This is a genomic window from Gemmatimonadaceae bacterium (assembly GCA_036504815.1).
GTDB lineage: Bacteria > Gemmatimonadota > Gemmatimonadetes > Gemmatimonadales > Gemmatimonadaceae > PNKL01.
This window is the reverse complement of record DASXUN010000010.1, coordinates 1-23,924: the sequence shown is the minus strand read 5'-3', so window position 1 is coordinate 23,924 and position 23,924 is coordinate 1. Positions and strand designations below refer to the sequence as shown.

Below are 23,924 nucleotides of genomic sequence, written 5' to 3'. Positions count from 1 at the left end.
CGAGGCCATCGTGACGACTGGCGAGCGACTCGCGGACCAGCTGCGGCGCGCCTGGAACGGCGCGCCGTGGCATGGTCCGTCGGTGCACGAGATCCTCACGCGCCTCACGGCGCAGGAGGCCGCGTCCCGGCGGGCCCGTGGCTCGCACACCGCCTGGGAATTGCTGAAGCACCTCACGCTCTGGGCCGAGGTCCCGCTGCGGCGCTTCGACGATGCCGCAGCGGCCGCCACGGAGGAACAGAACTTCGCGCCGCCGTCGTCGACGACGGATGCGGACTGGCAGCGCGACGTCGCCGCGCTTGGCGAGGTCATCGAGCGCCTCGCGGTGCGCGTCGAGCGCATGCCCGACGCCGCGCTCGATGCGCCGGTGGGTGACCGCGGCTACTCGCACACGTTCATGGTGGATGGCATCGCGCAACATCTCGCCTATCACGCCGGTCAGATCGCGATACTGGCCCGGGCCGAACGTCGCAGCGAGTCGTCCTAGGCGATCGGTGGTGCGGCCGCGCCGGCCGCATGCCTCGGCAGGAACACTTCGACCGTCGTGCCTTGGCCAACGGCGCTCGACGCGTACACGAAGCCGCCATGCTGGCGCACGACTCCATAGACCTCGGCGAGACCCAATCCCGGTCCTTCGCCGACGCCCTTGGTGGTGAAGAACGGCTCGAAGGCCCGCCCGAGCGTGGTCGCGTCCATGCCCGCACCGTTGTCACGGACGCGCAGCCGCACGAAGTCGCCCCGCGTCGCATCGGGATGTGAGGCAGCGCGCGCGGCGTCGACGGTCAGGTTGTCAGCCAGGAGCGTGACGGCGTCGGCCCCCGCCTCCCGCGCGTTGACGCACAGGTTCACGAGCATTGCGCAGAACTGCGCGGCGTCCATTCGCACCGGCCACAACGAACCGTAGGGTTGCCAGCGCAGGCTGATCGCGTCGCCCAGCGCGCGCTGCAGCGCCGGCTGCTCGCTCGTGATGACTCGGTCGAGATCGAGCGCGGCGGGCACCACCGTCTGTCGCTGCGCGTACGCGAGCAGCTGGCGGGTGAGCCGCGCCGAACGCCGCGCCGCGGTCTGGACCTCCGTGAGGTTCTCGCGGAGCGGGGACGTCGAGTTCTCGCTCGTCAGGGCGAACTCCGTGTTGCCGAGGATGACGGTGAGCGCATTGTTGAGGTCGTGCGCGATCCCGCCCGCCAGACGGCCGATGCTTTCCATCCGTCGTGCCTGTTCCAGTCGCGCTTCGTAGGCGGTGATGGCCTCCTCCGCCTCGCGGCGCGCGGTGATGTCGAACACCGTGCCGCGCAGTCGCACGATGTCCCCGTTGGGCGCGCGCACGGCAATGCAGGTCCCCTGCTGCGTCCGGCGTGCGCCATCTTCGCGCAACACCTGCAGGACCATCTCAAACCGGGATCCGTCGATGGCGGTGGTCCGGAAGCCGGCTTCGAGCTGTCGCCAGTCGTCCGCCGGGAAATAGGCGGCAAGTTCGTCCAGGGTGAGGTTGGTCCGCGTCGGATCGCGCCCCATCATCCGGCAGAGCCCCTCGGACACGATGACCTGCCGAGTGCGCATGTCCATCTCCCAGCTGCCCAGCTCCGCGAGTTCTTCCGCCTCCCGGAGCCGCCGCTCACTCTCCCGCAGGCGTTCCACCGCGAGGCGCCGTTCGATGACCAGTCCCGCCTGATTGCCCACGGCGGCGAGAAACGCCAGGTCGCGTTCGGAGTAGGCATCCTCGCGCTCGTAATGCTGCACCACCAGCACGCCGATCACGCCGGCGGGCGTGCGAACGGGAACACCCATCCAGGCCGGCGAGAACGGGCCGGTGAGTTCGACCTCGCCCCGCGCGACAAGGTCGCGAAAGACCGAAGGGGTGATCAGTGCCGGCCTGTCGGTTCGATAGACGTAGGCCGTGCCACTCAGCGGAATCGCCACCGGCTGCGTGGGCGCCTCGCCGCGCTCATCCGCGAAATACGGGAAGCTGAAGCGCCCTGAATCGCGATCGTACAACGCGACGAAACAATTCTCGGCGCTCAAGACGCGTCGCAGCGACTGGTGCATCAGCCGCAGCAGCCCGCTGAGGTCGGATGAGGAGGCAATGCTCTGGGCGATCTCACGCATCACGTCGCGTTCGAGATCGGCGCGGCGGCGCTCGGAGACGTCGCGGAACGACCAGACCCGGCCGATGCGTGCGCCGTCGGCGATCATCGGCAGCGAGTAGCGCTCGAAGACGCGGCCGTCCTTGAAATGCAGCTCGTCCTCGTCCTCGGCGCTGGTGGCATACAGCTCCTCGACCTTTGCCAGGAACGCCGCCGGGTCGACAAGCTGATCCAGTACGAACTGCAGCAGCGCGCGGTCGTCGCCGCGCGCCAGCAGCGACGCCGGAATGCCCCAGAGCTCAGCGAAGCGTCGGTTCGCCTGCACGATCTTGCCTTGGTCGTCCACGACCAGGAGACCGTCCACCGTGGCCTCCAGGCTCGCCCGCAACTCCGCCTCGCGCTCGCGCAGCAGCGAGTTGGACTTGGCAATATCCACGCTGTGGGTCTTCAGCGGGCGCAGGAAGACCAGGGTGACGAGCGGAAAGACCAGCAGCACCAGCAATCCCACGTCGAGCAACGCGTGGAGGGTCCACGGCAGGGTGGAGCGCGAGTCGAGAAACCGCATGATGCCGAATTCGGCAACCACCATCACCGCGACCAGCGTCACGAACAGACGCCGCTCCGAAGCGATCCGACGGAGTAATGAGAGTTGCGGCACTGCTCCTCACTTCCGAGTGCGACCGACAGTGCGCGGCAGAACGACCGGCGCCGCGACGCCAGCCTGCCACGGCGTGACCGACTGGCGCACGGAAGATAACGTAACAGGCGCTGGCTGGCGTGACGCCGTGTGGCGCCAAAGTGCCTATTCGCCGCGTCGCTTGGCCCGCGCGGTGGGTGCCGCCTCGAGTGGATTCTCGGGCCAGTGATGCTTGGGGTAGCGGCCGCGCAGGTCCTTGCGCACGTCAAAGTATGAGCGTGCCCAAAAGCCGGCGAGGTCCCGCGTCACCTGCACTGGGCGGTGCGCCGGTGAGAGCAGGTGCAGCGTGAGCGGCACGCGCCCGCCGCCAATGCGCGGCGTGTCGGCCAACCCGAAGAGCTCCTGCAGGCGCACGGCAAGCGCCGGCGCCGCGGCATCCGCGTAGTCGATCGGCAGTCGTGACCCGCTGGGCACCACGCAATGGGTCGGCGCCAAAGCGTCCAGACGCTCCCGCAACTTCCAAGGAAGGCGCGATATCAGGGCATCGGCGACGTCCACGCGGGCCAGAGCGTCCAGCCGACCATTCGCCTGCAGGGCAGGGAGCAGCCAGTCGTCGAGCGTGGCGTGCAGCGACGCGTCGCTGACGTCTGGAAACTCCGGGTCGCACCCGCGCGCGAAGGCGAGGCGTTCGCGGAGTCGCTTGGCGCGTTCATCCCATCGCAGCACGGCGAGACCTTCGTCCCGCACCACGGCCGCGAGCGCCGCGGCCGCCTCGTCGGCCGAGGGCGCGTCGAGGCGGCGCTCGCGCAGGGATATCGCGCCCAGGCGCGTCACCCGCGACAGTCGCAGCACGCGCCGCGCGCCGTCCCAGTGGCGGACGATCTCGTCCACGGCGTGCGGCATGAAGTGCGTCGTCACGTCGGCGGCGGTCACCGCCGCGGCCATCCAGATACGGCTCTCGCGCGGATCGCCGTCCACGTCGGCCACGGCGAGCCACTCGGCGGCGCCGAGCGTCTGGGGAACCGCAAATGCGGCGCCGCGCCCGTTGCGCAGCAGGTAGCGCCCGGGCTCGCCGATGCGCTGGCGGGCGAGGCGGTCGGGATACGCGAAGGCCACCAACAGTCCCACTGCGTCGGTCATCGCATCGGTCCACGGCCGCGCCCGCGAACCATCTTGTCCGTCGCCACGCGACAATCCGAGTCCGCGCCCGAGCGCGTCGGCCTCCTGCCGCACGCGCTGTGCCCGCGCGCGGTCCGTGCGACGGGCGCGAGCGAAGTCGGGGTCACGCAGGGCGCGCACCCGGTCGGCGAGGTCGGCATCGCCCGCGGCGGACTCGCGGTCGAAAATGTCGCGCTCCCCCAGCAGCGCCGCCACGTCACAGGCCAGCGCGCCGTGGCCCAGGTCGTGTCCGCGCGCGACGAGGTGCGCCAGGCGTGGATGCGCCCCGAGCGCCGCGATCCGCCGTCCATGCGCCGTGATCCGCCCGCGGTCGTCGAGCGCATCGAGATCACGCAGCAGCCCCTGCGCCTGCTGCAGCGCCCCCTCGGGGGGAGCGTCGAGCCAGCGCAACGAGCCGGCATTCTCGATGCCGGCGGCCGCGAGCTCCAGCGCCAGCGGCGCGAGATCGGCCTCGAGAATCTCCGGCGTGCGCTGCGCCAGCAGTTGCGCGTCCTCGCCCACGGCCCAGAGTCGCACGCAGGTTCCCGGTGCAACCCGCCCCGCGCGCCCGCGGCGCTGGTCCGCCGAAGCGCGCGAGACGCGCGTCGTCACCAGCCGCGCCATGCCGCTGCGGGCGTCAAAGCGCGGCACGCGCGACAGTCCGCTGTCGATCACGACGCGCACGCCCTCGATGGTCAAGCTGGTCTCGGCGATGGCCGTCGCCAGCACCACCTTGCGGCGGCCCGGCGCGCTGGGGCGAATGGCGCGATCCTGTGCCTCGAGCGGCATCGCACCATAGAGCGGAATCACGTCCACCGTGGGGTCGAGCGCGTCGAGCAGCACGGCGGCGCGCGCGATCTCACCCTGGCCGGGGAGGAAAACAAGCACGTCGCCTTCGTCCGCGGCGAGCGCGGCGCGCGCCGCCGCCGCTGCGGCGCCCTCGATGCGTTCACCGTCGCGCGCTGGCCGGTACCGTGTCGTCACCGGATGCAGGCGTCCCTCGCTGCGGATGACCGGAGCCTCCCCGAGCAGCGCCGCGATGGGTCCCGCATCGATGGTCGCCGACATCACCGCGAGGCGCAGGTCGTCGCGCACCAGGGCCCGCGCGTGCAGCGTCAGCGCAAGCCCGAGGTCGGCGTGGAGGTTTCGTTCGTGGAACTCATCGAACAGCACCGCGGCGACGCCGTCGAGCATCGCGTCATCGCGCAGCATGCGGGTCAGCACGCCCTCGGTGACCACCTCCACCCGCGTGCGCGACGAGACCCGTGACTCGAGGCGCACCCGATAGCCCACCGTGCCGCCCACGTCCTCGCCCAGCAGGCGGGCCATGTGGTGCGCGGCGGCGCGCGCGGCCAGGCGACGCGGTTCGAGCACGAGCAGCCGGCCGGTGCACCACGGTTCGTCCATCAGCGCCAGCGGCACGCGCGTCGTCTTGCCCGCGCCGGGCGGTGCGACCAGCACGGCACGGCCCACGGTGCGCAAGGCTTCGCGCAGCGCGGGAATGACGTCGTCGATGGGAAGTCGGGGCGCGCTCACGGCCAGGGGAAGGATCGCACCGGGGCGGGTTCCCGTCACGGGCATCGCCGCGGTAACTTAGGGTGGGGTCACCACGCAGTCCACGACGCTCCCCTCCCTTCGCATGTTCTCCAACATTCGCGACCGCCTCTTCGTCTCCATCACGCTCGGCGTCCTCGCCGGTGACATCGTCACCAAGCGGATCGCCGAGGCGTCGCTGCCGCTGCACCAGCCGCAGGCGGTCATCGGCGACGTCCTGCGCTGGACGCTGACGTACAACACCGGCGCGGCGATGAACATGCACCTGGGCCCGTCGTCGCGGGTGATCTTCTCGGTCGTCGCCATCGTGATGATCGCGGTGATCGTGCGCATGTGGCGCGGCCTGCCGCCGACGTCCACGTGGCTCGCGGCGTCGCTGGGGATGATCGTCGCCGGCGCGGCCGGCAACCTCGTCGATCGCCTGCGCAGCGCACAGGGCGTGGTGGACTTCATTGACGTCGGCATCGGCAGCGCGCGCTTCTGGACGTTCAACGTGGCCGATTCGGGCGTGACGGTGGGCGCCGTGATCCTCGCGATCCTGACGTGGCGCGAACCCGTGGCCGCCGATGCCGTGGCGCCCAAGGACGAGGACGCGCCGCCGCCGGCGTGATGCACCGCCTCTCCGCGCGACGGCGCGCGGCATAGATTCGCCGCATGACGACCGCCTTCATTGCGGGGGCCACTGGCTACACGGGCCGCCATGTCACCGAACGACTGGCGCGCGAAGGCGTGCGCACGGTGGCGCATGTCCGCCCGGATTCGCCGGCGCTTGGCGCGTGGACGTCGCGCTTTGCCGCCGCGGGCGCCGCCGTCGACGCGACGCCGTGGACCGACGACTTGGCGCGCACGATGGCGCGCCTGCGCCCGGACCTGGTCTTTGCCCTGCTCGGCACCACCCGGGCGCGGGCCGCGCGCGATGAGCGTGCGACGGGCGTCGCGGCCGGCTACGAGGCCGTGGACTACGGGCTGTCGGCGTTGCTGCTGCGCGCGGTGCTGGCGGCCGGCATTCGCCCCCGATTCGCCTACCTCTCGTCCATCGGCGCCCGGGAGTCGAGCCGCAATCCCTATCTCGCGGTGCGCGGACGCTTCGAGCGCGAACTGCAGGAGAGCGGCCTGCCGTATCTCATCGTGCGGCCTTCGTTCATCTCGGGGAGCGATCGCGACGAACGGCGCGTCGCCGAGCGCGTGGCGTCGGTCGCCGCAGATGCGCTGCTGCGGGCCGTCGCCGGACTGGGCGCGCACCAGCTGCACGACCGCTGGGCGACGCTCTCCGGCGATGCCCTCGCGGCCGGAATGGTGCGCCTCGCGCTCGACGCTCCCGACGGACGCGTGATTGCCGACGCCGCCGACGTCCGGCGCGCGCTGCGGACCGCCGCCGCATGAGCAAGCGCTACGATCAGGAGTACTTCGACCGCTGGTATCGCGATCCGCGGCACCGCGTGAACACGCCGGCCGGTGTGCGACGCAAGGTGCGCCTGGTGCTCGGCATCGCCGAGGCCCTGCTCGAGCGGCCCGTGCGCTCGATCCTCGACGTCGGCTGCGGCGAGGCCGCCTGGCGGTCGCATTTCCTCGACGAGCGTCCCAAGGCCGAGTACGTGGGGATCGACTCCAGTGAGTACGCCGTCGCGCGCTTCGGGCGCACGCGCGGCATTCGCACCGGGACGTTGGGCACGTTGGGACAACTGGGCCTCACCGAACGCTTCGACGTGATCGTCTGCTGCGACGTGCTGCAGTACATCCCCGCCGAGGAACTCGGACCGGGGCTGCGCGCCGTCGCCGGACTGCTCGCTGGCGTCGCCTACCTCGAGGCCTTCACGAGCGGCGACGAACTCGAGGGCGACAAGCGGCACTGGCATCACCGGACGCCGGACTGGTACCGGCATGCCTTTCGCGATGCCGGCCTGACCGCGATGGGCATGCACTGCTACGTCGGTGACGCGCTGCGCGGATCGACGCTCGCGCTCGAGCGCGCGGAGTAGCGGCATGCACCGCGCGGCAGGCCTTCGCCCCGGACGGCCGTGATGGAGCTGAAGATCTGCTGCATCGCCTCGGTGCAGGAAGCCGAGCTTGCCCTTGCCCATGGCGCCACCGCGCTCGGCCTGGTGTCGGCCATGCCGAGCGGTCCCGGCCCGATTCCCGACCTCGACATTCGCGTGATCGCCCGCGCGATGGCGGGACGTGCGCGGCGATTTCTCCTGACCAGCCGCACCGATCCGGCGGAAATCGCGCCACAGGTGCGCGAGGCCGGCACCGATACCGTGCAATTGGTGGACACGCCGACGCCGCAGGCCGTGCGCGCCCTGCGCGCGCTGCTGCCGGGCGTGTCGCTCGTTCCGGTCATTCACGTGCGCGGACCCGAGGCCATCGAGACGGCGCTGGCACTCGCCGAAGACGCCGACGCCCTGCTCCTGGATTCGGGCAACCCCGCGGGCGCCGTGCGCGAACTCGGCGGCACCGGACGCACGCACGATTGGTCGGTGAGCGCCGAGCTGGTGCGCGCTGTCGCCCCGCGGCAGGTCTTCCTGGCAGGCGGGTTGCGTGCGGACAACGTCGCGCGAGCGGTGCGGGAGGTGCGCCCCGCGGGCATCGACATCTGCTCGGGCGTTCGCACCGGCGGCGCCCTGGACGCCGCCAAGTTGCACGCGTTCACGACGGCGCTGCGCGCGGCGGTCGTCGAGCGTTAGCTTCAGGGAGCCACTCTCACACCTCGCTTCATGAACCTCGCCGACATGCGCAAGCAGTACTCCACCGTGGGCGTGTCCCGCGAGGAACTGCACGACGATCCGGTGGAACAGTTCCGCGCCTGGTTCGACCAGGCATGCCAGTCGGGCATTCCCGAGCCGAATGCGATGTCGCTCGCCACGGCCGGGCGCGACGGCCGCCCGGTGGCGCGCACGGTGCTGCTCAAGCAGTACGACCGGCGCGGCTTCGTCTTCTTCACGAACCTCGAGAGTCGCAAGGCGAAGCAGCTCGCGGAGAATCCGCACGCGGCGCTGCTCTTCCCGTGGGTGGCGCTCGAGCGTCAGGTCCTCATCACCGGTCCCGTCGAGCGGGTCTCGGTGGCGGATGCGACGGCGTACTTCCTCACGCGGCCCGTCGGCAGTCAGCTGGCGGCGTGGGCCTCGCCGCAAAGTTCCGTCATCTCGTCGCGGCAATTGCTCGAGATGAAATGGGACGAGATGAAGCGCAAGTTTGCCGACGGCAAGATTCCCCTCCCGTCGTTCTGGGGCGGCTATCGCGTCATCCCCGAGACGTTCGAGTTCTGGCAGGGGCGCATCAACCGCCTGCACGACCGGTTCCAGTACACGCGGCATGACGGGCGCTGGGTGATCGAGCGGCTGGCTCCGTAGCGGCTTCGGCGGATTTCTTCACCACGGAGGCACGGAGCACGACCTGAGGGCCACGGAGAACTACCACAACTGGGGGTCACGACGGCGCGCCAAGCAGTACGCTGCGAGGCGCGTGCGGTTGCTCCAAGCACTTGCAGGTCCTCCGTGGCCCTCAGGCAGTCCTCCGTGTCTCCGTGGTGAAAGAAGTCAGCCGAAAGCAAAACGGGCGCCCCGAAAGGCGCCCGTTCGTGCACGGCCGGATCGCCGCCGCTTACGGCTTCACGATCTTCGCATCTTCCACGATGACCGCGTACTTGTAGCCCGCGCCGAAGTCCTTGCTCGTCTTCACCGTCCCGCGGATGGTGATCGTCTTTCCCTTGGCCGTCTCGTCCATCGTGGTCACGGTGATGTCGTTCGTCGCCTTCGCCGCGTCGCCGCTGCCGTCCTGCAGGTGGATCCAGTTCTTCCCCATCACCTGCGCATTGTACTTCACGACGGTGCCGCGGATGCTCACCACCTTGCCGGCCAGCGCGTCCTTCTTGGCGAACGCTTCGGCGATGGTGTAGGCGTCGGGTCCCGTGGCCTTCTCCACCTTGCCCACCGTCACCGGCTCGGCGGCCGTCGCCGGCACGCCGGCGTGCGGATTCGCGCCCGCCGCGCCGCCCATCGGCGCGGCCGCGCCGGCGCCGTTGGCGGCGGCATCACTGCCGTCGGGCGTCAGCGTGCCGAAGTAGATCTCGTCGAAGGTGCGCTTGAGCGACTTCGATTCGAACTTCGTCATCAGCATCGGATTGTACACGCGGACGGTCTCGCCCTTGGCGACCTTCGTCTGCGGCACGGCCGCCCACGTTTCGCCCTGCGTGGTCTTCACCTTCAGGTAGCTGTACGGCGGCGCATCGAGCTTCTCGAGCACCGGGCCGGCGAGCGCGCCGGCCGGCGCGGCCGCGTCGGCGGCCGCGGCGCCCGGCGCCGCTGGCGCCTGATTGAGCGGCACCTTCTCGGCGTCCGCGTTCTTGTCCGACGAATAGCAGCCGGCGACGACGGCCGCCAGCAGCAGGGTAAGGGCGCCACGCATGCCAAGCACTCCTGGAATGTTCGAGTTGAGTCCTGCTGGTCCAGCGTCCTGAATGTAAACGGCGGCCCCCGGGCGAAGCTACGCCTGCTCCGGCGTGGTCCCGCGCCGGCGGGCCCGCGCCATCGTGAAGATGAGCGAGACCGCGAGCAGCACGGTGCCCAGCACCAGGAATGACGCAATCCGGTATGCCGGCGAGAGTTGGAAGATCCCCACCACGATCATGTACAGCGCGGTCAGCAGCAGCGTGCAGTGTCCCATCCAGCGGTACTTGGGGCTGCGCACAATCAGGTTCATCGCATAGTACGCGAGGGCAATCGCCACCCACGACACCGGGACCCACGCGCGCGACACCAGGTGGTAGAGCGCGTATGGGAAGATCACGAAGGCGCTCGCGAGGTAGGCGTTGCGCATCAGTTCCGTCTTCAAGTCCAGCCGCTCCGCCTGCCAGTGCAGGATGCGCGCCGTCAGCAGCGCCACGATGCCGAATCCAATGCTGATCCCCGTCTCCCGATCGGCGACGAGGACATACGCGAAGACAATGCCTAGGTAGACGAAGAAGTTGCCGAGGACGATCAGCTTCGAGCGGAACCAGAGCGCGGTGGCGACCACCACCAGGCTCTGCCCCGAGAGCCAGATGAAGAGATTCGGAACCGGCACCATCCGCGCCAGCGCCACCGTGAGCGCCAGATACCCGGTCATCGCGTAGAAGAAGGTCGGGATCTGGCTTGCCTCGCTCTGCCAGAAGGCGAGTCCGAGTCCCAGGAAGGCGGCCGTCGCCGCCAGATGCGCCGGGCCAAAGAGCGCGCGGTCGGCGCCAAGCGTCGCGAGCGTGAATAGCGCATAGCCGAGTCCGCAGTTCAGCAGCACGGCGAGGATCGTGGCCAGGTCTTCCTCGCCGCGCGTGCGCCGGCGGTACGACGCCATCGCGTTGATGAGGGCGTAGAGCAGCACGAAGAAGACGGCGGCCGTCGGCCTCGTCTCGAGCGCCACGGCGCGCCCCTGCCACGGCCGGTTGATGAGCCACAATCCGAAGGTGAGGTACCCGGCCGGGATGAGCACGATCTGCAACCACGGCCATTCCCACGCCACCACGGCCCATGCCCCGGTCGCGAGCAGCAGCGCCGTCCCCGCCAGCAGCAGCCACGACGCGCCGATGGCGAGCACCGTCACGCCGCCCGTCACGATGGCGAGCGCCATCAGCCAGGCGGAGCGGCGGTACATCGCGCCGGCCACGTTGGCCACGGCGATGGCCAGCAGCAGCAATCGTCCGGCATTGCCGTCGATCGACAGCGCATGCTCGGCGCCGAAGAAGTAGAGCCGCAGGATGGAGAAGTAGAGCAGCGCCATGCCGGCGCCGCGGAAGTAGCCGGCCACGAGCTCGAACGTGCGGTGCCAGCGGAATCCGAGCGCCGCGAGCGTCAGCGCGATGGCCGCGCCCGCCGCTGACGGCAGCCAGGACGGCAGGCCGGGGAAGGGGAGCAGCAGCGTGAGGCCGACCCCGCACGCAAGCACGAGAATGCCGACGCTGGCCAGCCAGTTCTGTCCCACGACGAACTCGAAGTCCGGCTCGCTCGCGATTGTCGGCGCGCCCGACGAGACACTTGCGTCATCAGCTAACGCGATATCGGACGCGTCGCCATCCGGGGTCGCCGCGTCGAGCGGTGGCAGGGCACAGTGCGTCTCGAGCCGCGCGAGGCGCCGCTCGAGCGACCGAACGGTCGCGACGAGATCGGGGTCCGGCAGCTGCGGGCCTGCATGCGTCATCGCGCTTCCTCCGTCGGACAGCAGCGAACGGACCGTCCAACGGGGCGCGTGAACGCCCCGTCAGCAGCGGGCCGGGCCCGCATGGACCCGGCCGTCCGGCTATGGCCAGCGAGTACAGCCTGTTGACGCGATGCGGTGGTGCGGCCTACGGCGTGGGGCGCAGGCTCACGGCCTTCACCTTCTCTTTCTTGCCTTCCTTCTCCGCCGGCGGCGTGTTGTGGCAGTCGGCGCACGGCCCGTCCTGCCAGTCGTTGCCGATGTCCACCGGATGGATGTACTTGAGCCCCTCGATGGACGTCTGCGCCGGCTTGCCCGCCACCTGCTGTCCAATGATGGAGTGGCAGGTGTTGCAGTCCTTCGTGAGCACCTTGCCGTTCTGGTCCACGTGCTTGCCGTCGTGGCAGCGGAAGCAGCCCAGGAAGTACATGTGCCCGATGTTGTCGGGGAAGTTCTTCCAGTCGGCCCGCATCGAGGGGAAGTAGTTCTTCGCGAAGAGGTTCTGCACCTCGGTGATCATCCGCTCGATCTGCGCCGGCTTCGTCTGGAGCAGGGCCGGGAAGTTCGCCTGGTAATACTCGGTGATCGCGGTGCGGATGCTGTCCTTGCCGATGGCGGCGGTCGAGTACGACTCCTCGAGCACGTGCACGGCCAGGTCCTTCGCGCTGGGCAGCTCGGGGTCGATCCAGCCGAGCGTCATCAGGTGGTTGACCATGCGCGACGGATTGCGATACTGGTGCGCTGGACGGTTGTGGCAGTCGACGCAGTCCATGCGGCGGCTCTCGCCCCGGGCCGAATCCGCCGGCGTGAAGGCGAGCTCGGTGCTCTTGAAGATCCGCTCCGTGCCGTCCGGCCCCACGCTCTTGACCCACGGGATGATCTGCCGGCGATCGTCCGTGGCGACGTAGTAGACCTTGTTCCGGATGTTCATGTGCCAGTGGATGCCGGACGTCGGTCCCGCTTCCTTGTTGCCGCCGCCGACCTTGATGAGCAGGTCGATGGTGGACTTCACGTTCTCCTTGCCGACCGACTGGAAATACGTCTGGCGCATCAGCTTCTGGCTGAAGAACTGGCTCGGCCAGTGGCACTGCTCGCAGGTCTGTTGCGCCGGGCGCAGGTTGTGAATCGGCGTCTCGATGGGACGCGGGAATTTGTTGAACGCCACCGAGTAGAGCTGGTAGCTCCCCGACAGCTTCGACTTCACGAACCAGCCGGCGCCCGAGCCGATATGGCACTTCACGCAGCCGACGCGCGCGTGCGGCCCGTTCTGGTAGGCGGTGTACTCCGGCTCCATCGGCGTGTGGCAGCTCGTGCCGCAGAACTTGTCGGACTCCATCGCGTGGTAGGCCTTGAAGCTGCCGACGCCCGTCGCCAGCACGAGGATGCTGCCGAGCACGAAGACAATCGCGATCCCCGACTGGTGCTGCGGGTTCGCGAGGTCGATGGAGGGGAAGTGGCGTTCCTTGTGCCTGCCGAGCTTGATCAGCCGGTTCTCGCGCAGGATGCCGAAGACTGCCACGGCCACGCCAAACAGCAGAATGCCCGGCACGATGATGTATGCGAGCACGCCGACGTAGGGGCTCGGATCCTTCGCCAGCCACTCGTTGATCGCGAGGAATCCGATGATCACGAAGCAGATCGACGTGATGGAGACGCCGAGGAGCGTGATCGGATTCGTGAACGATGCGGGCAGTTTGGAACGCATAGGCGATGAGCTCCTGGGTGGTCGCGCAAAAGCCGACGAGCTGATCGGCAATATTGCCTACGTAGTGCCCGTTGCACAGGCAGAAGCATCCCCTTTTTTCGCTTCGGAATTCCCCCCGCACGGCTGTGGGGGATTCCCGTACGTAGAGACCGCATTATCTGGATTTCACACAGCTGTGCAGATGTTGAGATTTCTTCGCAACCGAGGTGGGTACAAAGAAGTAGCAGGACGCTCGGTTCATCGTTCACGGCAGGACGAACAAGGGGAGCACTACATGAAGCGCACGTTTGGTCTTCTGGCGTTGATCGCCGCGGCCGTCGTGGTGCCCAGCGTCGCCGGCGCACAGAACACGTATGTCGGCGTGAAGGGCTGCACGATGTGCCACAAGTCGGAGAAGCAGGGACTGCAGCTCGCCATCTGGGAGAAGTCGAAGCACGCCGGCGCCTTCACGACGCTGACGACCGACAAGGCGAACGAGATTGCGAAGGCGAAGGGGCTGGCCAAGCCGGCGGCCGAGTCGCCCGAGTGCCTCGAGTGCCACACGATCAAGGGCGGCCCGGATGCGGCTGATCCGAAGCAGGGCGTGCAGTGCGAGAGCTGCCACGGCGCCGGCTCGGGCTACAAGGCGATGGCGACGATGAAGGCGAAGGATCTCGCGGTGAAGGGCGGGCTCGCGGCGTGGGCCGACAAGGCCGCGATCGAAGCCATGTGCAAGACCTGCCACAACGAGAAGAGCCCGACGAACAAGCCGTTCAACTTCGACGAGCGCTGGAAGGAAATCGCGCACAAGAAGCCGGCCGCGTAAGCGGCTTCAGTCTCCCCCCACCCCGCCCAGTTGAGAGAAGAGCCAGCATATGATTCGCCGTCTGTTTGTCCTGTTCCTCGTGCTCGGAACCTTCACTCAACTGGGTGCCCAGGCAGCCCTCGCGCAGACGCGCGAGGACTGCCTGCAGTGTCATAACGACAAGACCCTCACCAAAGAGGGCGCGAACAAGAAGACGATCTCGCTGTTCGTGGACGAGAAGATCCTCAACAAGTCCACGCACGAGAAGCTCGCCTGCGTCTCCTGCCACGTCGGGTTCAACCCCGAGGAGCTGCCGCACAAGGCCGAGATCACGCCGGTCAACTGCGCGCGCTGCCACGGCAAGGCGGCGCTCAAGCACCCGTTCCATCCCGAGCTCAACCGGGCCGTCTCGCAGGGGAAGCTGCCCAAGACCCTCTGCCAGACCTGCCACGGCCGGCACAACGTCGCCTCGCCGAAGACGCCCGGCGCCCCCTTCTCCCGGGAGCGCCTGACGCAGGACTGCGGGCAGTGCCACCAGAAGGCGGCGGAGCACTTCCCGTCGTCGGCGCACGGCCAGGCCCTGGCGAAGGGCGTCAAGGGCGCCCCGACTTGCCTCACCTGCCATCGCGGCGTCGGCTTTGTCTTCGGAAGCGCCGATTCGCTCACGGTGAAGCTGAACCAGAACAAGCTCTGCTTCGGCTGCCATCTCGACAACGCGGACGTGCGGGCGCGCACCTCGCCGACGGCCGGCTTCATCGCGGGCTACGACAACAGCGTGCACGGCCAGGCGCTCGAGAAGAGGGGGATGGCCGACGCCGCGAACTGCGTGAGCTGCCACGGCAGCCACGACATGAAGCGCGGCTCCGACAACTCGTCGTTCGTGGCCCGCCAGAACATCCCGAACACCTGCGGCAAGTGCCATACGCAGATCGCCGCGGTCTACAAGACGAGCGTGCACGGGGTCGAGGCGGCCAAGGGGAACGACGACTCCCCGGTCTGCACCTCGTGCCATGGCGAGCACACGATCCTCGGCAAGAAGGATCCCAAGTCGCGCACGGCGCCCACCAACGTCTCGGCGCAGGTCTGCCAGCCCTGCCACGCGTCGGTCGCGCTCTCGGCCAAGTACGGGCTGCGCAGCGATCGCTTCAAGACGTTCACCGACAGCTACCACGGACTCGCGAGCCGCGGCGGCTCGCTCTCGGTCGCCAACTGCGCCAGCTGCCACGGCGGACACGACATCAAGCCGTCCTCCGATTCGACGTCGCGCGTCAGCAAGGCGAACCTCAAGGTCACGTGCGGCCGGTGCCATCCGGGCGCGAGCGAGCGCTTTGCGCAGGGCTCGGTGCACATCACGCTCACCCAGGAGCAGGAACCGATCCTGTACTGGGTGGCGATGGGCTACATCATCCTCATCGCGCTGATCATCGGCGGCATGCTGGTGCACAACCTGCTCGACTTCATCAAGAAGTCGAAGCACAACCTCAAGGTGCGCCGCGGGCTGATTGACGCCGAGCATGGCGGCCACACGCTGTACCTGCGCATGTCGCTCAACGAGCGGCTGCAGCATGCCACGCTGGTCATCAGCTTCGTCACGCTGGTGATCACCGGCTTCGCGCTCAAGTTCCCCGAGGCGTGGTGGGTGGCGCCGCTGCACCGGAACCTCCCGGGCGTCTTCGACCTGCGCAGCCTGGTGCACCGCATCGCCGGCGTGATCATGCTGGTGGCGAGCGTCTACCACGTGTACTACCTCGCCTTCGTCCCGCGCGGCCGGCAGCTGGTCAAGGACCTGTTCCCGGTGCCGCAGGACCTGTTCGACGCCATCGACATGGTGAAGTACAACCTGGGCTGGTCGTCGGTGCGGCCAAAGTTCGGGCGCTTCAGCTACATCGAGAAGAGCGAGTACTGGGCGCTGGTGTGGGGCAACATCGTGATGGGCGCCACGGGCATCATCCTGTGGTTCGACAACACGTTCATGAACCTGCTGACCAAGCTCGGCTGGGACATTGCCCGCACGGTGCACTACTACGAAGCGTGGCTGGCGACGCTCGCCATCCTCGTCTGGCACATCTACTTCGTGATCTTCAACCCCGACATCTATCCCATCAACCTCGCGTTCTGGAAGGGGACGCTCACCGAGCGCGAGATGCTCGACGAGCACCCGCTGGAGCTCTCGCAGCTCCGCGCCCAGGCCGTCGAGGACGAGGATGATGACGAACCGGGCGTGAAGCCCGCGTAGCCGAGAGACCGAGCCGCATGAAGGCCGTGCCATGACCAGACTGAGGGCCGCGCTCCGCGCCGGCCTGCTCGCATGCGCGCTGCTCCTGCTCGCGGGGGGCGGCACGCGGGCGCTGGCGCAGGGGAACGACGACTGCCTCTCCTGCCACAACGACAAGGGGCTCACCAAGAAGCGCGACGGCCGGACGGTGTCGCTCTTCGTGGACGAGACGAAGTTCAAGGGCTCGGTGCACGGCAAGACGAGCTGCACCGACTGCCACGCCGACCTCAAGGGGAAGGAACTCCCCCACGACGAGACGCTGAAGCCGGCCCAGTGCCGCAGCTGCCACGAAGCGGAGCAGGTGCAGCACGACGGGTCGCTGCACGGCAAGGCCATCGCGCGCGGCGACCCGCTGGCGCCGAAGTGCAGCAGCTGCCACGGCAACCACGAGATGGTGCGGCGCAGCGACCCGCGGTCGCCGGTGCAGCCGTCGCGCATCCCGTACCTGTGCGGGCGGTGCCACTCCGAGGGCGGGCGCGTGCAGAAGGAACGCACGATCCACCAGTCGAACATCATCAACAACTACACGGAGTCGATCCACGGCGAGGCCCTGATGACGAAGGGACTCACCGTCGCCGCGACGTGCGTCTCGTGCCACACGGCGCACTCGATCCGCAAGCACACCGACCCGAAGTCGTCCATTGCGCGCGCCAACATCGCGGCCACCTGCTCCACCTGCCACGCCGCGATCGAGAACGTGCACCGCAAGATCATCGAAGGCAGGCTCTGGGAGCGCGAGCGGCACGTCCTGCCGGCCTGCGTGGACTGCCACGAGCCGCACAAGGCCCGCCGCGTCTTCTACGACCAGGGGATGGCCGACCGCGACTGCCTGCGGTGCCATGAGCAGGAGGGGATCCGGGCGTCCAAGGACGGGCGCACCCTGCGCGTCAAGCTCGATTCGCTGTCCAACTCGATCCACAACAAGATCCGCTGCAGCCAGTGCCACACCGGCGTCTCGCCCTCGCGCCTGCGCCCCTGCGAGACGATCACCGCGAAGGTCAACTGCGCGTCGTGCCACGCCGAGGTCGGCGACCTCTACCGCGTCAGCACGCACGGCCAGCTCGAGGCCCGGAAGGACCCGAACGGGCCATCGTGCAAGCAGTGCCACGGCACGCACGGCGTGCTGGGCAAGGCCAACCCGCAGTCGCCCATCTTCCCGACCCAGATCCCGACGCTCTGCGGCCAGTGCCACCGCACCGGACAGAAGGCCGCGCTCCACTACCGGGGCGCGGAAAAGCAGATCATCGAGAACTACGCCGAGAGCATCCACGGCAAGGGGCTGCTGGAGAGCGGGCTCGTCGTCACCGCGACGTGCACCAGCTGCCACACCGCGCACAGCGTGCTCCCGCACGACAGCACCACTTCGAGCGTCAACCGCCACAACCTGCCGCAGACCTGCGGACGCTGCCACGAGGGGATCGCCAAGCAGTTCGCCCGCAGCGTGCACTCGGAACTGGTCACCAAGACCGACCAGAAGCTCCCCGTCTGCGAGGATTGCCACTCGGCGCACACCATCGGGCGCACCGACGCCGAAGGGTTCAAGCTCAAGATCATGGGGCAGTGCGGCACCTGCCATAAGGACATCACCGAGTCGTACTTCGAGACGTACCACGGCAAGGTCTCGCGGCTGGGCTACACCAAGACGGCGCAGTGCTACGACTGCCACGGCTCGCACGACATCCTGCGCGTGGACGACGTGCGGTCGAAGCTCAGCCGGCAGAACGTGGTGCAGACGTGCCAGAAGTGCCACGCGGGCGCCAACCGGCGCTTCGCCGGCTACCTGACCCACGTCACGCACCACGACCTCCACAAGTACCCGGTGCTCTTCTGGGTCTTCTGGGGGATGACCTCGCTGCTGGTCGTCACCTTCACCGTCGGCGGCGCGCACACGCTCATGTGGCTGCCGCGCGCGCTCAAGATGCGCCAGGAGTTCGGGCGGCATCCGGCGGCCCAGGAAGGCGAACTCGAATACGAGCGGTTCTCGCGGCTCAACCGCATGCTGCACATTGCGATGATCGTCAGCTTCATCAGCCTGGCGCTCACCGGCATGACCCTGAAGTTCTCGTACACCCAGTGGGCGGCGTTCGTGTCGCGCACGCTGGGCGGCTTCGAGTCGGCGGGCTTCATCCATCGCTTCGCGGCGGTGATCATGGTGATCGTCTTCGTGACGCACCTGGTCGACCTCGTGAAGCGCAAGCAGCGCGATGGCACGAGCTGGAAGGACCTGGTGCTCGGCCCCGGGTCGATGATGTTCAACAAGCGCGACCTCATGGAGCTGATCGGCTCGGTGAAGTGGTTCCTTGGCAAGGGCAAGCGGCCGGCGTACGGCCGGTGGACCTACTGGGAGAAGTTCGACTACTTCGCCGTGTTCTGGGGCATCTTCGTCATCGGCTCCACCGGGCTCACGCTCTGGTTCCCGACCTTCTTCTCGCGCTTCCTCCCCGGCTGGTTCATCAACGTCGCCACGATCGTGCACAGCGACGAGGCGCTCCTGGCCACGGGCTTCATCTTCACCATCCACTTCTTCAACACGCACCTGCGGCCGGAGAAGTTCCCCATGGACCTCGTGGTCTTCACGGGGCGCATGACGGTGGAGGAGCTGGAGCACGACAAGCCGGACGAGTACGCCGAGCTGGTCCGCACGGGCAAGCTGGAGGAACACCTCGTGGTGCCCTACCAGCCCATCGTGATCCGCGCGATTCGCTTCTTCGCCTGGACCGCGCTGGCGCTCGGCACGCTGATCGTGATCGGGATCCTGTACGCGATGATTTTCTCGTACGCCTAGAGGCGGAGTACGACAGAGTACGACAGAGTACGACAGAGTACGACAGAGTACGACAGAGTGGCACAGAGCACCACGGTAGCGCACTGTGCTCAGCCGAAAGGGGAGGACCGCTGCACGCGGATCCTCCCCTCTGTCGTACTCTGTCGTACTCTGTCGTACTCCGTCGTACTCTGTCGTTACTGCCTATCATCCATGGGGACAAAGTGCAACAGGAAGACGCGTTCCTGATCGGTGAGGCTGCCGAGCCCCGTGGCGCTGATCTTGTCGAGGATCCGGTTCACCTCGTCGCGGTTGACCTCGTGGACCTTGGAGACGTCGACGCGGCGGACATCGCCGATGGCGCCCACCACCCGGCCGGCGCCCTCGGCCTTCTTCTTGAACCGCGCGGCGGCGGATCCCCACCGGATGAAACGCAGGTAGAGGAAGGCGCCGGCGTAGCCGCCGAGGTGCGCGAAGTCGGCGGCGCCGCTGCGCGAGCCGCCCATGCCGCTCCAGATGGCCAGCACCGTGGTGATCACCACGAGCCAGCGCGCCTCGAGGGGGAGGATGCCCCAGATGTAGATCTGCTCGCGCGGCCAGAAATGCGCGAAGGCGAGCATGATGCCGAAGATTCCGGCCGACGCGCCAATGACGCCGGCGTACGGCGCGAAGACGAACGAGAGGAGCGCGCCGCTGATCCCCGCCACGAAGTACAGCGTGAGGAAGCGCTGGCCGCCGAGCCGCGCCTCGATGCGCGGGCCGAAGAAATACAGCCCGAGCATGTTGAAGAGCAGGTGCGTGAAGCCGCCGTGCAGGAACATGTACGTGACGATCGTCCACGGATGCGTGAAGACGAGCATCGGGACGAAGACCAGCGGCTCCATCAGGCTCGGTGCGGTCAGCTGCACGAAGAAGGCGGCGACGTTGGCGATCAGCAGGCGCTGGACCCAGGGGGTCACGACAAGACTCCTCCACACGGTGACATTCGGCGGCGTGCACCCCACGGGCGCTCGCCCTGACCGAAAGAAACGTCTAAGGTTAGGGGACGCGTTCCCCCCGGCCTCACGAAGACTACCTGACCCGGACGACGTTATGAAGTTCCGCACCGCCCTCGTGCTGGCTTGGCTCCTCGCTCCCGTCACCCTCCCGGCCCAGGGACGGACCGCCGCTCCGGCGAAACCCGCTGCGTCTTCCGCGGCCCCCGCACGCTCGGCCGCGCCGGCGCCGTCCGCACCCGCCGGCTGGACGCTCGTCTGGCGCGACGAGTTCAATGGACGCTCCCTCGACACGACCCGCTGGAACGTGTTGCTGCGCGAACAGAGCAAGCACGACGAACTCCAGTACTACCTTCCCGACGAAGTGTACCTCGAGCGGGGCGCGCTGCGCATCCGCAGCCGGGAGCGGGCCTACGGCACGATGAAGTACACCAGCGGTCGCCTGGACACGCGCGGGAAGTTCGCCCCCATCTACGGCCGCTTCGAGATTCGGGCGAAGCTTCCCGTGGGCAAGGGCCTGTGGCCCGCCCACTGGCTCTATCCGCAGAACCGGAACTGGCCAATGGAAGCGCTGATGCAGCGCGAGGTCGCCGAGGGGCGCGAGCGCCTGATCCCCGAGGAACGCCCGTGGTACAGCGAGATCGACATCATGGAGTACCTCGGCCACGAGCCCAACGTGCTCTATGGAACGCTGCACTACACGACGTTCAAGGGGGAGAAGAAGTCCACGTCGGGGACGTGGCGCGGCGACGCCGACTACTCGGCCGACTTCCACCTCTACGTGCTCGAGTGGGAGTCCGACTCGCTGCGCTGGTACATCGATGGCCACCTGATGCACGCGACGGCGACGGGCGTTCCGCACACGCCGCACTACCTGATCCTCAACACGGCGGTGGGCGGCGGCTGGCCGGGGAATCCGGATGCGACGACGCGATTCCCGCAGTACCACGACATCGATTACGTCAGGGTGTATCGGAGGGCCAGGCCCTTCTAAGGGCAGGGGCACGGGCACGGTGGGGTGCACGGGGTAGGGGGGTGCTGCGGTATGGATGGGTGCTTGACGGGCCCCAGCTTCCATTCTATTATCCGGATATACGGATGAGTACCCTCGACACGCCTGCGGTCTTTGACCGCCTCGCCGCCATTTCCGACGCCACCCGCGCGCGGCTGCTCGCCTGTCTCGAGCGGCACGAGCTGACCGTCGGCGAGCTGCAGGATGTCCTGCAGCTCCCGCAGTCCACGGTGAGCCGCCATCTCAAGGTGCTCGCCGACGCCGGCTGGGTGGCGTCGCGAGAGGCGGGGCCGAGCAACCGCTACCGGATGGCCGGACGCGAGCTGGACGCGGGGGCGCGCCGCCTGTGGCATTCGGTGCGCGACGAGGTGGTGCGGCATCCGGCGTCGCAGCGCGACCTCGCGCGTGTCCACGAGGTGCTCTCGCGGCGTCACGTGAAGTCGCAGGAGTTCTTCGCATCGGCGGCCGGGCAATGGGATCGCATGCGCAGCGAACTCTTCGGCGCGCGTCCCGAACTCTACGCGCTGCTGGGCCTGCTCGACGCCTCGTGGACCGTCGCCGACCTGGGCTGCGGCACGGGCCAGCTGGCCGAGGCGATCGCGCCGTTCGTGCAGCGCGTCATCGGCGTGGACGAGTCCTCGGCCATGCTGCGCGCGGCGCGCGCCCGGCTGCACGCCGTGGAAAACGCCGAGGTGCGCCCGGGCACGCTCGAGGCGCTGCCGCTCGACACGCGATCGGTGGACGTGGCGGTGCTTTCGCTCGTCCTGCCCTACGTGGCCGATCCGGTACCCGCACTCGCCGAGGCGCACCGCGTGTTGCGGCCTGGCGGCAAGGCGCTCATCGTGGACATGCTGCCGCACGAGCACGAGGATTACCGCCAGACGATGGGCCACCTCTGGCTCGGCGTGGACGGTGCCCAGCTCACACAGTGGGCGTGCGCAGCCGGTTTCGCTGCCACGCGCGTGCAGCCGCTGCCGGCCGTTCCCGGCGCCAAGGGTCCGTCGCTGTTTGTCGCCGTGCTCACCACGCCGGTAAGTCCGGCGCGGAGGAAGAGGCCGTAGCGCAGTGTCGCTAGCGCGTTCTGCCATCCGCCATCCGCCATCTGCCATCCGCCATCTGCCATCTGCCATCCGTCAGCCGTTCGCCGTGATCCGTCCTCCGCCATCCTTCCGCCTCCCCACCAACCAACCGCTCGCTCTATGACGACCATCGCACATCCTTTCGAGGCCGCAGTTGATGCCGGCCGCACGCCATTCAAGGTCAAGGACATCTCGCTTGCCGCGTGGGGGCGCCAGGAAATCCGCCTCGCCGAGTACGAGATGCCGGGGCTGATGGCCCTGCGCGCGGAGTATGGCGCGAGCAAGCCGCTCACCGGCGCCAAGATCATGGGTTCGCTGCACATGACGGTGCAGACCGCCGTGCTCATCGAGACGCTCTCCGCCCTCGGTGCCGACGTGCGCTGGGTGTCGTGCAACATCTTCTCGACGCAGGATCATGCGGCCGCGGCCGTGGCCGTCGGTCCCACCGGGACCATCGAGCATCCGCGCGGCGTGCCGGTCTTCGCGTGGAAGGGCGAGACGCTCGACGAGTATTGGTGGTGCACCGAGCAGGCGCTGATGTGGCCGGATGGCTCGGGCCCGAGCCTGCTGCTGGATGACGGCGGCGACGCGACGCTGCTGGTGCACAAGGGCGTCGAGTTCGAGGCCGCCGGCAAGGTGCCGGCGCACAACCCGGTGAGCGACAGCGAAGAGTACGGCGTCATTCTCGGCCTCCTCGCCGCCGAATTCAGGAAGAACCCGCAGCGCTGGACCAAGGTCGCGGCCGGGCTGAAGGGCGTCTCCGAGGAGACGACCACCGGCGTGCACCGCCTCTACGAGATGATGAAGGCCGGCACGCTCCTCTTCCCGGCGGTGAACGTCAACGACTCGGTGACGAAGTCGAAGTTCGACAACCTGTACGGCTGCCGGCACTCGCTCACCGACGGCATTTTGCGCGCGAGCGACGTGATGCTCGCGGGCAAGGTGGCGGTGGTGCTCGGTTACGGCGACGTCGGCAAGGGATGCGCGCAGGCGCTGCGCGGGCAGGGCGCGCGCGTCGTGATCACCGAGATCGACCCCATCTGCGCGCTGCAGGCGGCGATGGAAGGCTATCAGGTGGCCACGCTCGACGACGTCGTGAAGACCGCCGACATCTTCGTCACGTCCACGGGCAACCTCGACATCATCACCGTGGAGCACATGGCGCAGATGAAGGACAAGGCGATCGTCGGCAACATCGGCCACTTCGACAACGAGATCGACATGGCCGGGTTGAAGACCTACCCGGGCATGACGCGCAACAACATCAAGCCGCAGTTCGACGAGTGGATCTTCCCCGACGGCCACTCGGTGCTGATCCTCGCCGAGGGGCGCCTGCTGAACCTCGGCTGCGCGACGGGACATCCCAGCTTCGTGATGAGCTGCTCGTTCACCAACCAGGTGGTGGCGCAGATCGACCTGCACCTGGCGGCGCAGGGCAAGCCGACGGTGAGCGGCACCCAGTATGACGAGCGCAAGGTCTACACGCTCCCCAAGAAGCTCGACGAGAAGGTGGCGCGCCTGCACCTCGACAAGCTGGGCGTCCACCTGACGACGCTGACCGCGAAGCAGGCGGCGTATATCGGGGTGCCGGTCGAGGGGCCGTACAAGGCGGAGCATTATAGGTACTAAAGAGAAACAACAGACAGACAACAGAGAAACGACAGAGAAACAACAGAGAGACAACAGAGGGGCGCGGCTGAGGCCGCGCCCGT

General features: G+C 68.2%; 18 protein-coding genes. 12 read left to right on the top strand and 6 right to left on the bottom strand.

Features of this window, described 5'->3' with window-relative positions; all coding sequences use genetic code 11:
- Positions 1 to 10: 10 nt before the first annotated feature.
- A complete protein-coding gene (locus tag VGJ96_04275; protein HEY3286321.1) occupies positions 11 to 487 on the top strand; it encodes a DinB family protein in 477 nt (158 codons plus the stop codon).
- Here VGJ96_04275 and VGJ96_04270 read toward each other — a convergent pair.
- Together VGJ96_04270 and hrpB are read right to left on the bottom strand one after the other, a co-directional pair.
- The gene (locus VGJ96_04270; protein HEY3286320.1) at positions 484 to 2,691 is read right to left on the bottom strand and encodes a GAF domain-containing protein; all 2,208 of its coding nucleotides are present in this window, start codon (positions 2,689 to 2,691) and stop codon (positions 484 to 486) included. The genes VGJ96_04275 and VGJ96_04270 overlap by 4 nt on opposite strands.
- Before the next feature lie 195 nt (positions 2,692 to 2,886).
- Positions 2,887 to 5,415 (bottom strand): ATP-dependent helicase HrpB, encoded by a 2,529-nt coding sequence (gene hrpB / locus VGJ96_04265; GenBank protein HEY3286319.1) that lies wholly within the window; start codon positions 5,413 to 5,415, stop codon positions 2,887 to 2,889.
- Positions 5,416 to 5,518: 103 nt separating this feature from the next.
- Here hrpB and VGJ96_04260 point away from each other — a divergent pair, with 103 nt between their 5' ends.
- Genes VGJ96_04260 through pdxH form a run of 5 tightly spaced genes read left to right on the top strand, consistent with a single transcriptional unit; the run spans position 5,519 to position 8,783 of the window.
- Positions 5,519 to 6,043, top strand: a complete 525-nt coding sequence (locus tag VGJ96_04260; protein ID HEY3286318.1) for a signal peptidase II — start codon at positions 5,519 to 5,521, stop codon at positions 6,041 to 6,043.
- Positions 6,044 to 6,087: 44 nt separating this feature from the next.
- Positions 6,088 to 6,816 carry an NAD(P)H-binding protein gene (locus VGJ96_04255; GenBank protein ID HEY3286317.1) on the top strand — a complete coding sequence of 243 codons (729 nt, stop codon included), beginning with the start codon at positions 6,088 to 6,090 and terminating at the stop codon, positions 6,814 to 6,816.
- Positions 6,813 to 7,412 (top strand): class I SAM-dependent methyltransferase, encoded by a 600-nt coding sequence (locus VGJ96_04250; GenBank protein HEY3286316.1) that lies wholly within the window; start codon positions 6,813 to 6,815, stop codon positions 7,410 to 7,412. Before VGJ96_04255 ends, VGJ96_04250 begins: the two co-directional genes overlap by 4 nt.
- A 42-nt stretch (positions 7,413 to 7,454) precedes the next feature.
- Positions 7,455 to 8,117 (top strand): phosphoribosylanthranilate isomerase, encoded by a 663-nt coding sequence (locus tag VGJ96_04245; protein ID HEY3286315.1) that lies wholly within the window; start codon positions 7,455 to 7,457, stop codon positions 8,115 to 8,117.
- A gap of 30 nt (positions 8,118 to 8,147) precedes the next feature.
- Positions 8,148 to 8,783: a pyridoxamine 5'-phosphate oxidase gene (gene pdxH / locus VGJ96_04240; protein HEY3286314.1), complete on the top strand. Its 636-nt coding sequence runs from the start codon at positions 8,148 to 8,150 to the stop codon at positions 8,781 to 8,783.
- A 250-nt stretch (positions 8,784 to 9,033) separates the two neighbouring features.
- On the opposite strand, the gene VGJ96_04235 is transcribed toward pdxH, so the two are convergent.
- The 3 genes from VGJ96_04235 to VGJ96_04225 form a co-directional block, all read right to left on the bottom strand.
- Positions 9,034 to 9,837: a hypothetical protein gene (locus VGJ96_04235; protein ID HEY3286313.1), complete on the bottom strand. Its 804-nt coding sequence runs from the start codon at positions 9,835 to 9,837 to the stop codon at positions 9,034 to 9,036.
- A gap of 78 nt (positions 9,838 to 9,915) precedes the next feature.
- Positions 9,916 to 11,601, bottom strand: a complete 1,686-nt coding sequence (locus VGJ96_04230; GenBank protein ID HEY3286312.1) for a hypothetical protein — start codon at positions 11,599 to 11,601, stop codon at positions 9,916 to 9,918.
- A 145-nt stretch (positions 11,602 to 11,746) separates the two neighbouring features.
- Positions 11,747 to 13,303, bottom strand: a complete 1,557-nt coding sequence (locus VGJ96_04225; GenBank protein ID HEY3286311.1) for a NapC/NirT family cytochrome c — start codon at positions 13,301 to 13,303, stop codon at positions 11,747 to 11,749.
- A 274-nt stretch (positions 13,304 to 13,577) separates the two neighbouring features.
- On the opposite strand from VGJ96_04225, the gene VGJ96_04220 reads away from it, so the two are divergent.
- From VGJ96_04220 to VGJ96_04210, 3 genes are read left to right on the top strand one after another with little or no spacing between them, the layout of a single operon-like run.
- Complete coding sequence (locus tag VGJ96_04220) at positions 13,578 to 14,108, top strand: multiheme c-type cytochrome (protein HEY3286310.1); 531 nt, start codon at positions 13,578 to 13,580, stop codon at positions 14,106 to 14,108.
- 49 nt (positions 14,109 to 14,157) lie between these two features.
- Positions 14,158 to 16,323 carry a cytochrome c3 family protein gene (locus VGJ96_04215; GenBank protein HEY3286309.1) on the top strand — a complete coding sequence of 722 codons (2,166 nt, stop codon included), beginning with the start codon at positions 14,158 to 14,160 and terminating at the stop codon, positions 16,321 to 16,323.
- 31 nt (positions 16,324 to 16,354) lie between these two features.
- Positions 16,355 to 19,147 carry a hypothetical protein gene (locus VGJ96_04210; protein HEY3286308.1) on the top strand — a complete coding sequence of 931 codons (2,793 nt, stop codon included), beginning with the start codon at positions 16,355 to 16,357 and terminating at the stop codon, positions 19,145 to 19,147.
- 176 nt (positions 19,148 to 19,323) lie between these two features.
- On the opposite strand, the gene VGJ96_04205 is transcribed toward VGJ96_04210, so the two are convergent.
- Positions 19,324 to 20,085, bottom strand: coding sequence for a rhomboid family intramembrane serine protease (locus VGJ96_04205; GenBank protein ID HEY3286307.1), 762 nt, complete (start codon positions 20,083 to 20,085; stop codon positions 19,324 to 19,326).
- A gap of 133 nt (positions 20,086 to 20,218) precedes the next feature.
- Between VGJ96_04205 and VGJ96_04200 the strand changes: the two genes are divergently transcribed.
- The 3 genes from VGJ96_04200 (at position 20,219) to ahcY (ending at position 23,841) form a co-directional block, all read left to right on the top strand.
- On the top strand, positions 20,219 to 21,115 hold the full coding sequence (locus VGJ96_04200) for a glycoside hydrolase family 16 protein (GenBank protein HEY3286306.1): 897 nt from the start codon (positions 20,219 to 20,221) through the stop codon (positions 21,113 to 21,115).
- A gap of 104 nt (positions 21,116 to 21,219) precedes the next feature.
- Positions 21,220 to 22,194, top strand: a complete 975-nt coding sequence (locus VGJ96_04195; protein ID HEY3286305.1) for a metalloregulator ArsR/SmtB family transcription factor — start codon at positions 21,220 to 21,222, stop codon at positions 22,192 to 22,194.
- A gap of 138 nt (positions 22,195 to 22,332) precedes the next feature.
- Complete coding sequence (gene ahcY, locus VGJ96_04190; GenBank protein HEY3286304.1) at positions 22,333 to 23,841, top strand: adenosylhomocysteinase; 1,509 nt, start codon at positions 22,333 to 22,335, stop codon at positions 23,839 to 23,841.
- Positions 23,842 to 23,924 lie beyond the last annotated feature (83 nt).

Coding starts and splice junctions, on each gene's coding strand:
- VGJ96_04255 (HEY3286317.1), top strand. CDS start 6,088: ATGACGACCGCCTTCATTGCGGGGGCCACTGGCTACACGGGCCGCCAT.
- ahcY (HEY3286304.1), top strand. CDS start 22,333: ATGACGACCATCGCACATCCTTTCGAGGCCGCAGTTGATGCCGGCCGC.
- VGJ96_04235 (HEY3286313.1), bottom strand. CDS start 9,837: ATGCGTGGCGCCCTTACCCTGCTGCTGGCGGCCGTCGTCGCCGGCTGC.
- VGJ96_04230 (HEY3286312.1), bottom strand. CDS start 11,601: ATGACGCATGCAGGCCCGCAGCTGCCGGACCCCGATCTCGTCGCGACC.
- VGJ96_04215 (HEY3286309.1), top strand. CDS start 14,158: ATGATTCGCCGTCTGTTTGTCCTGTTCCTCGTGCTCGGAACCTTCACT.
- VGJ96_04210 (HEY3286308.1), top strand. CDS start 16,355: ATGACCAGACTGAGGGCCGCGCTCCGCGCCGGCCTGCTCGCATGCGCG.
- pdxH (HEY3286314.1), top strand. CDS start 8,148: ATGAACCTCGCCGACATGCGCAAGCAGTACTCCACCGTGGGCGTGTCC.
- VGJ96_04200 (HEY3286306.1), top strand. CDS start 20,219: ATGAAGTTCCGCACCGCCCTCGTGCTGGCTTGGCTCCTCGCTCCCGTC.
- VGJ96_04225 (HEY3286311.1), bottom strand. CDS start 13,303: ATGCGTTCCAAACTGCCCGCATCGTTCACGAATCCGATCACGCTCCTC.
- VGJ96_04260 (HEY3286318.1), top strand. CDS start 5,519: ATGTTCTCCAACATTCGCGACCGCCTCTTCGTCTCCATCACGCTCGGC.
- VGJ96_04195 (HEY3286305.1), top strand. CDS start 21,220: ATGAGTACCCTCGACACGCCTGCGGTCTTTGACCGCCTCGCCGCCATT.
- VGJ96_04250 (HEY3286316.1), top strand. CDS start 6,813: ATGAGCAAGCGCTACGATCAGGAGTACTTCGACCGCTGGTATCGCGAT.
- VGJ96_04245 (HEY3286315.1), top strand. CDS start 7,455: ATGGAGCTGAAGATCTGCTGCATCGCCTCGGTGCAGGAAGCCGAGCTT.
- VGJ96_04220 (HEY3286310.1), top strand. CDS start 13,578: ATGAAGCGCACGTTTGGTCTTCTGGCGTTGATCGCCGCGGCCGTCGTG.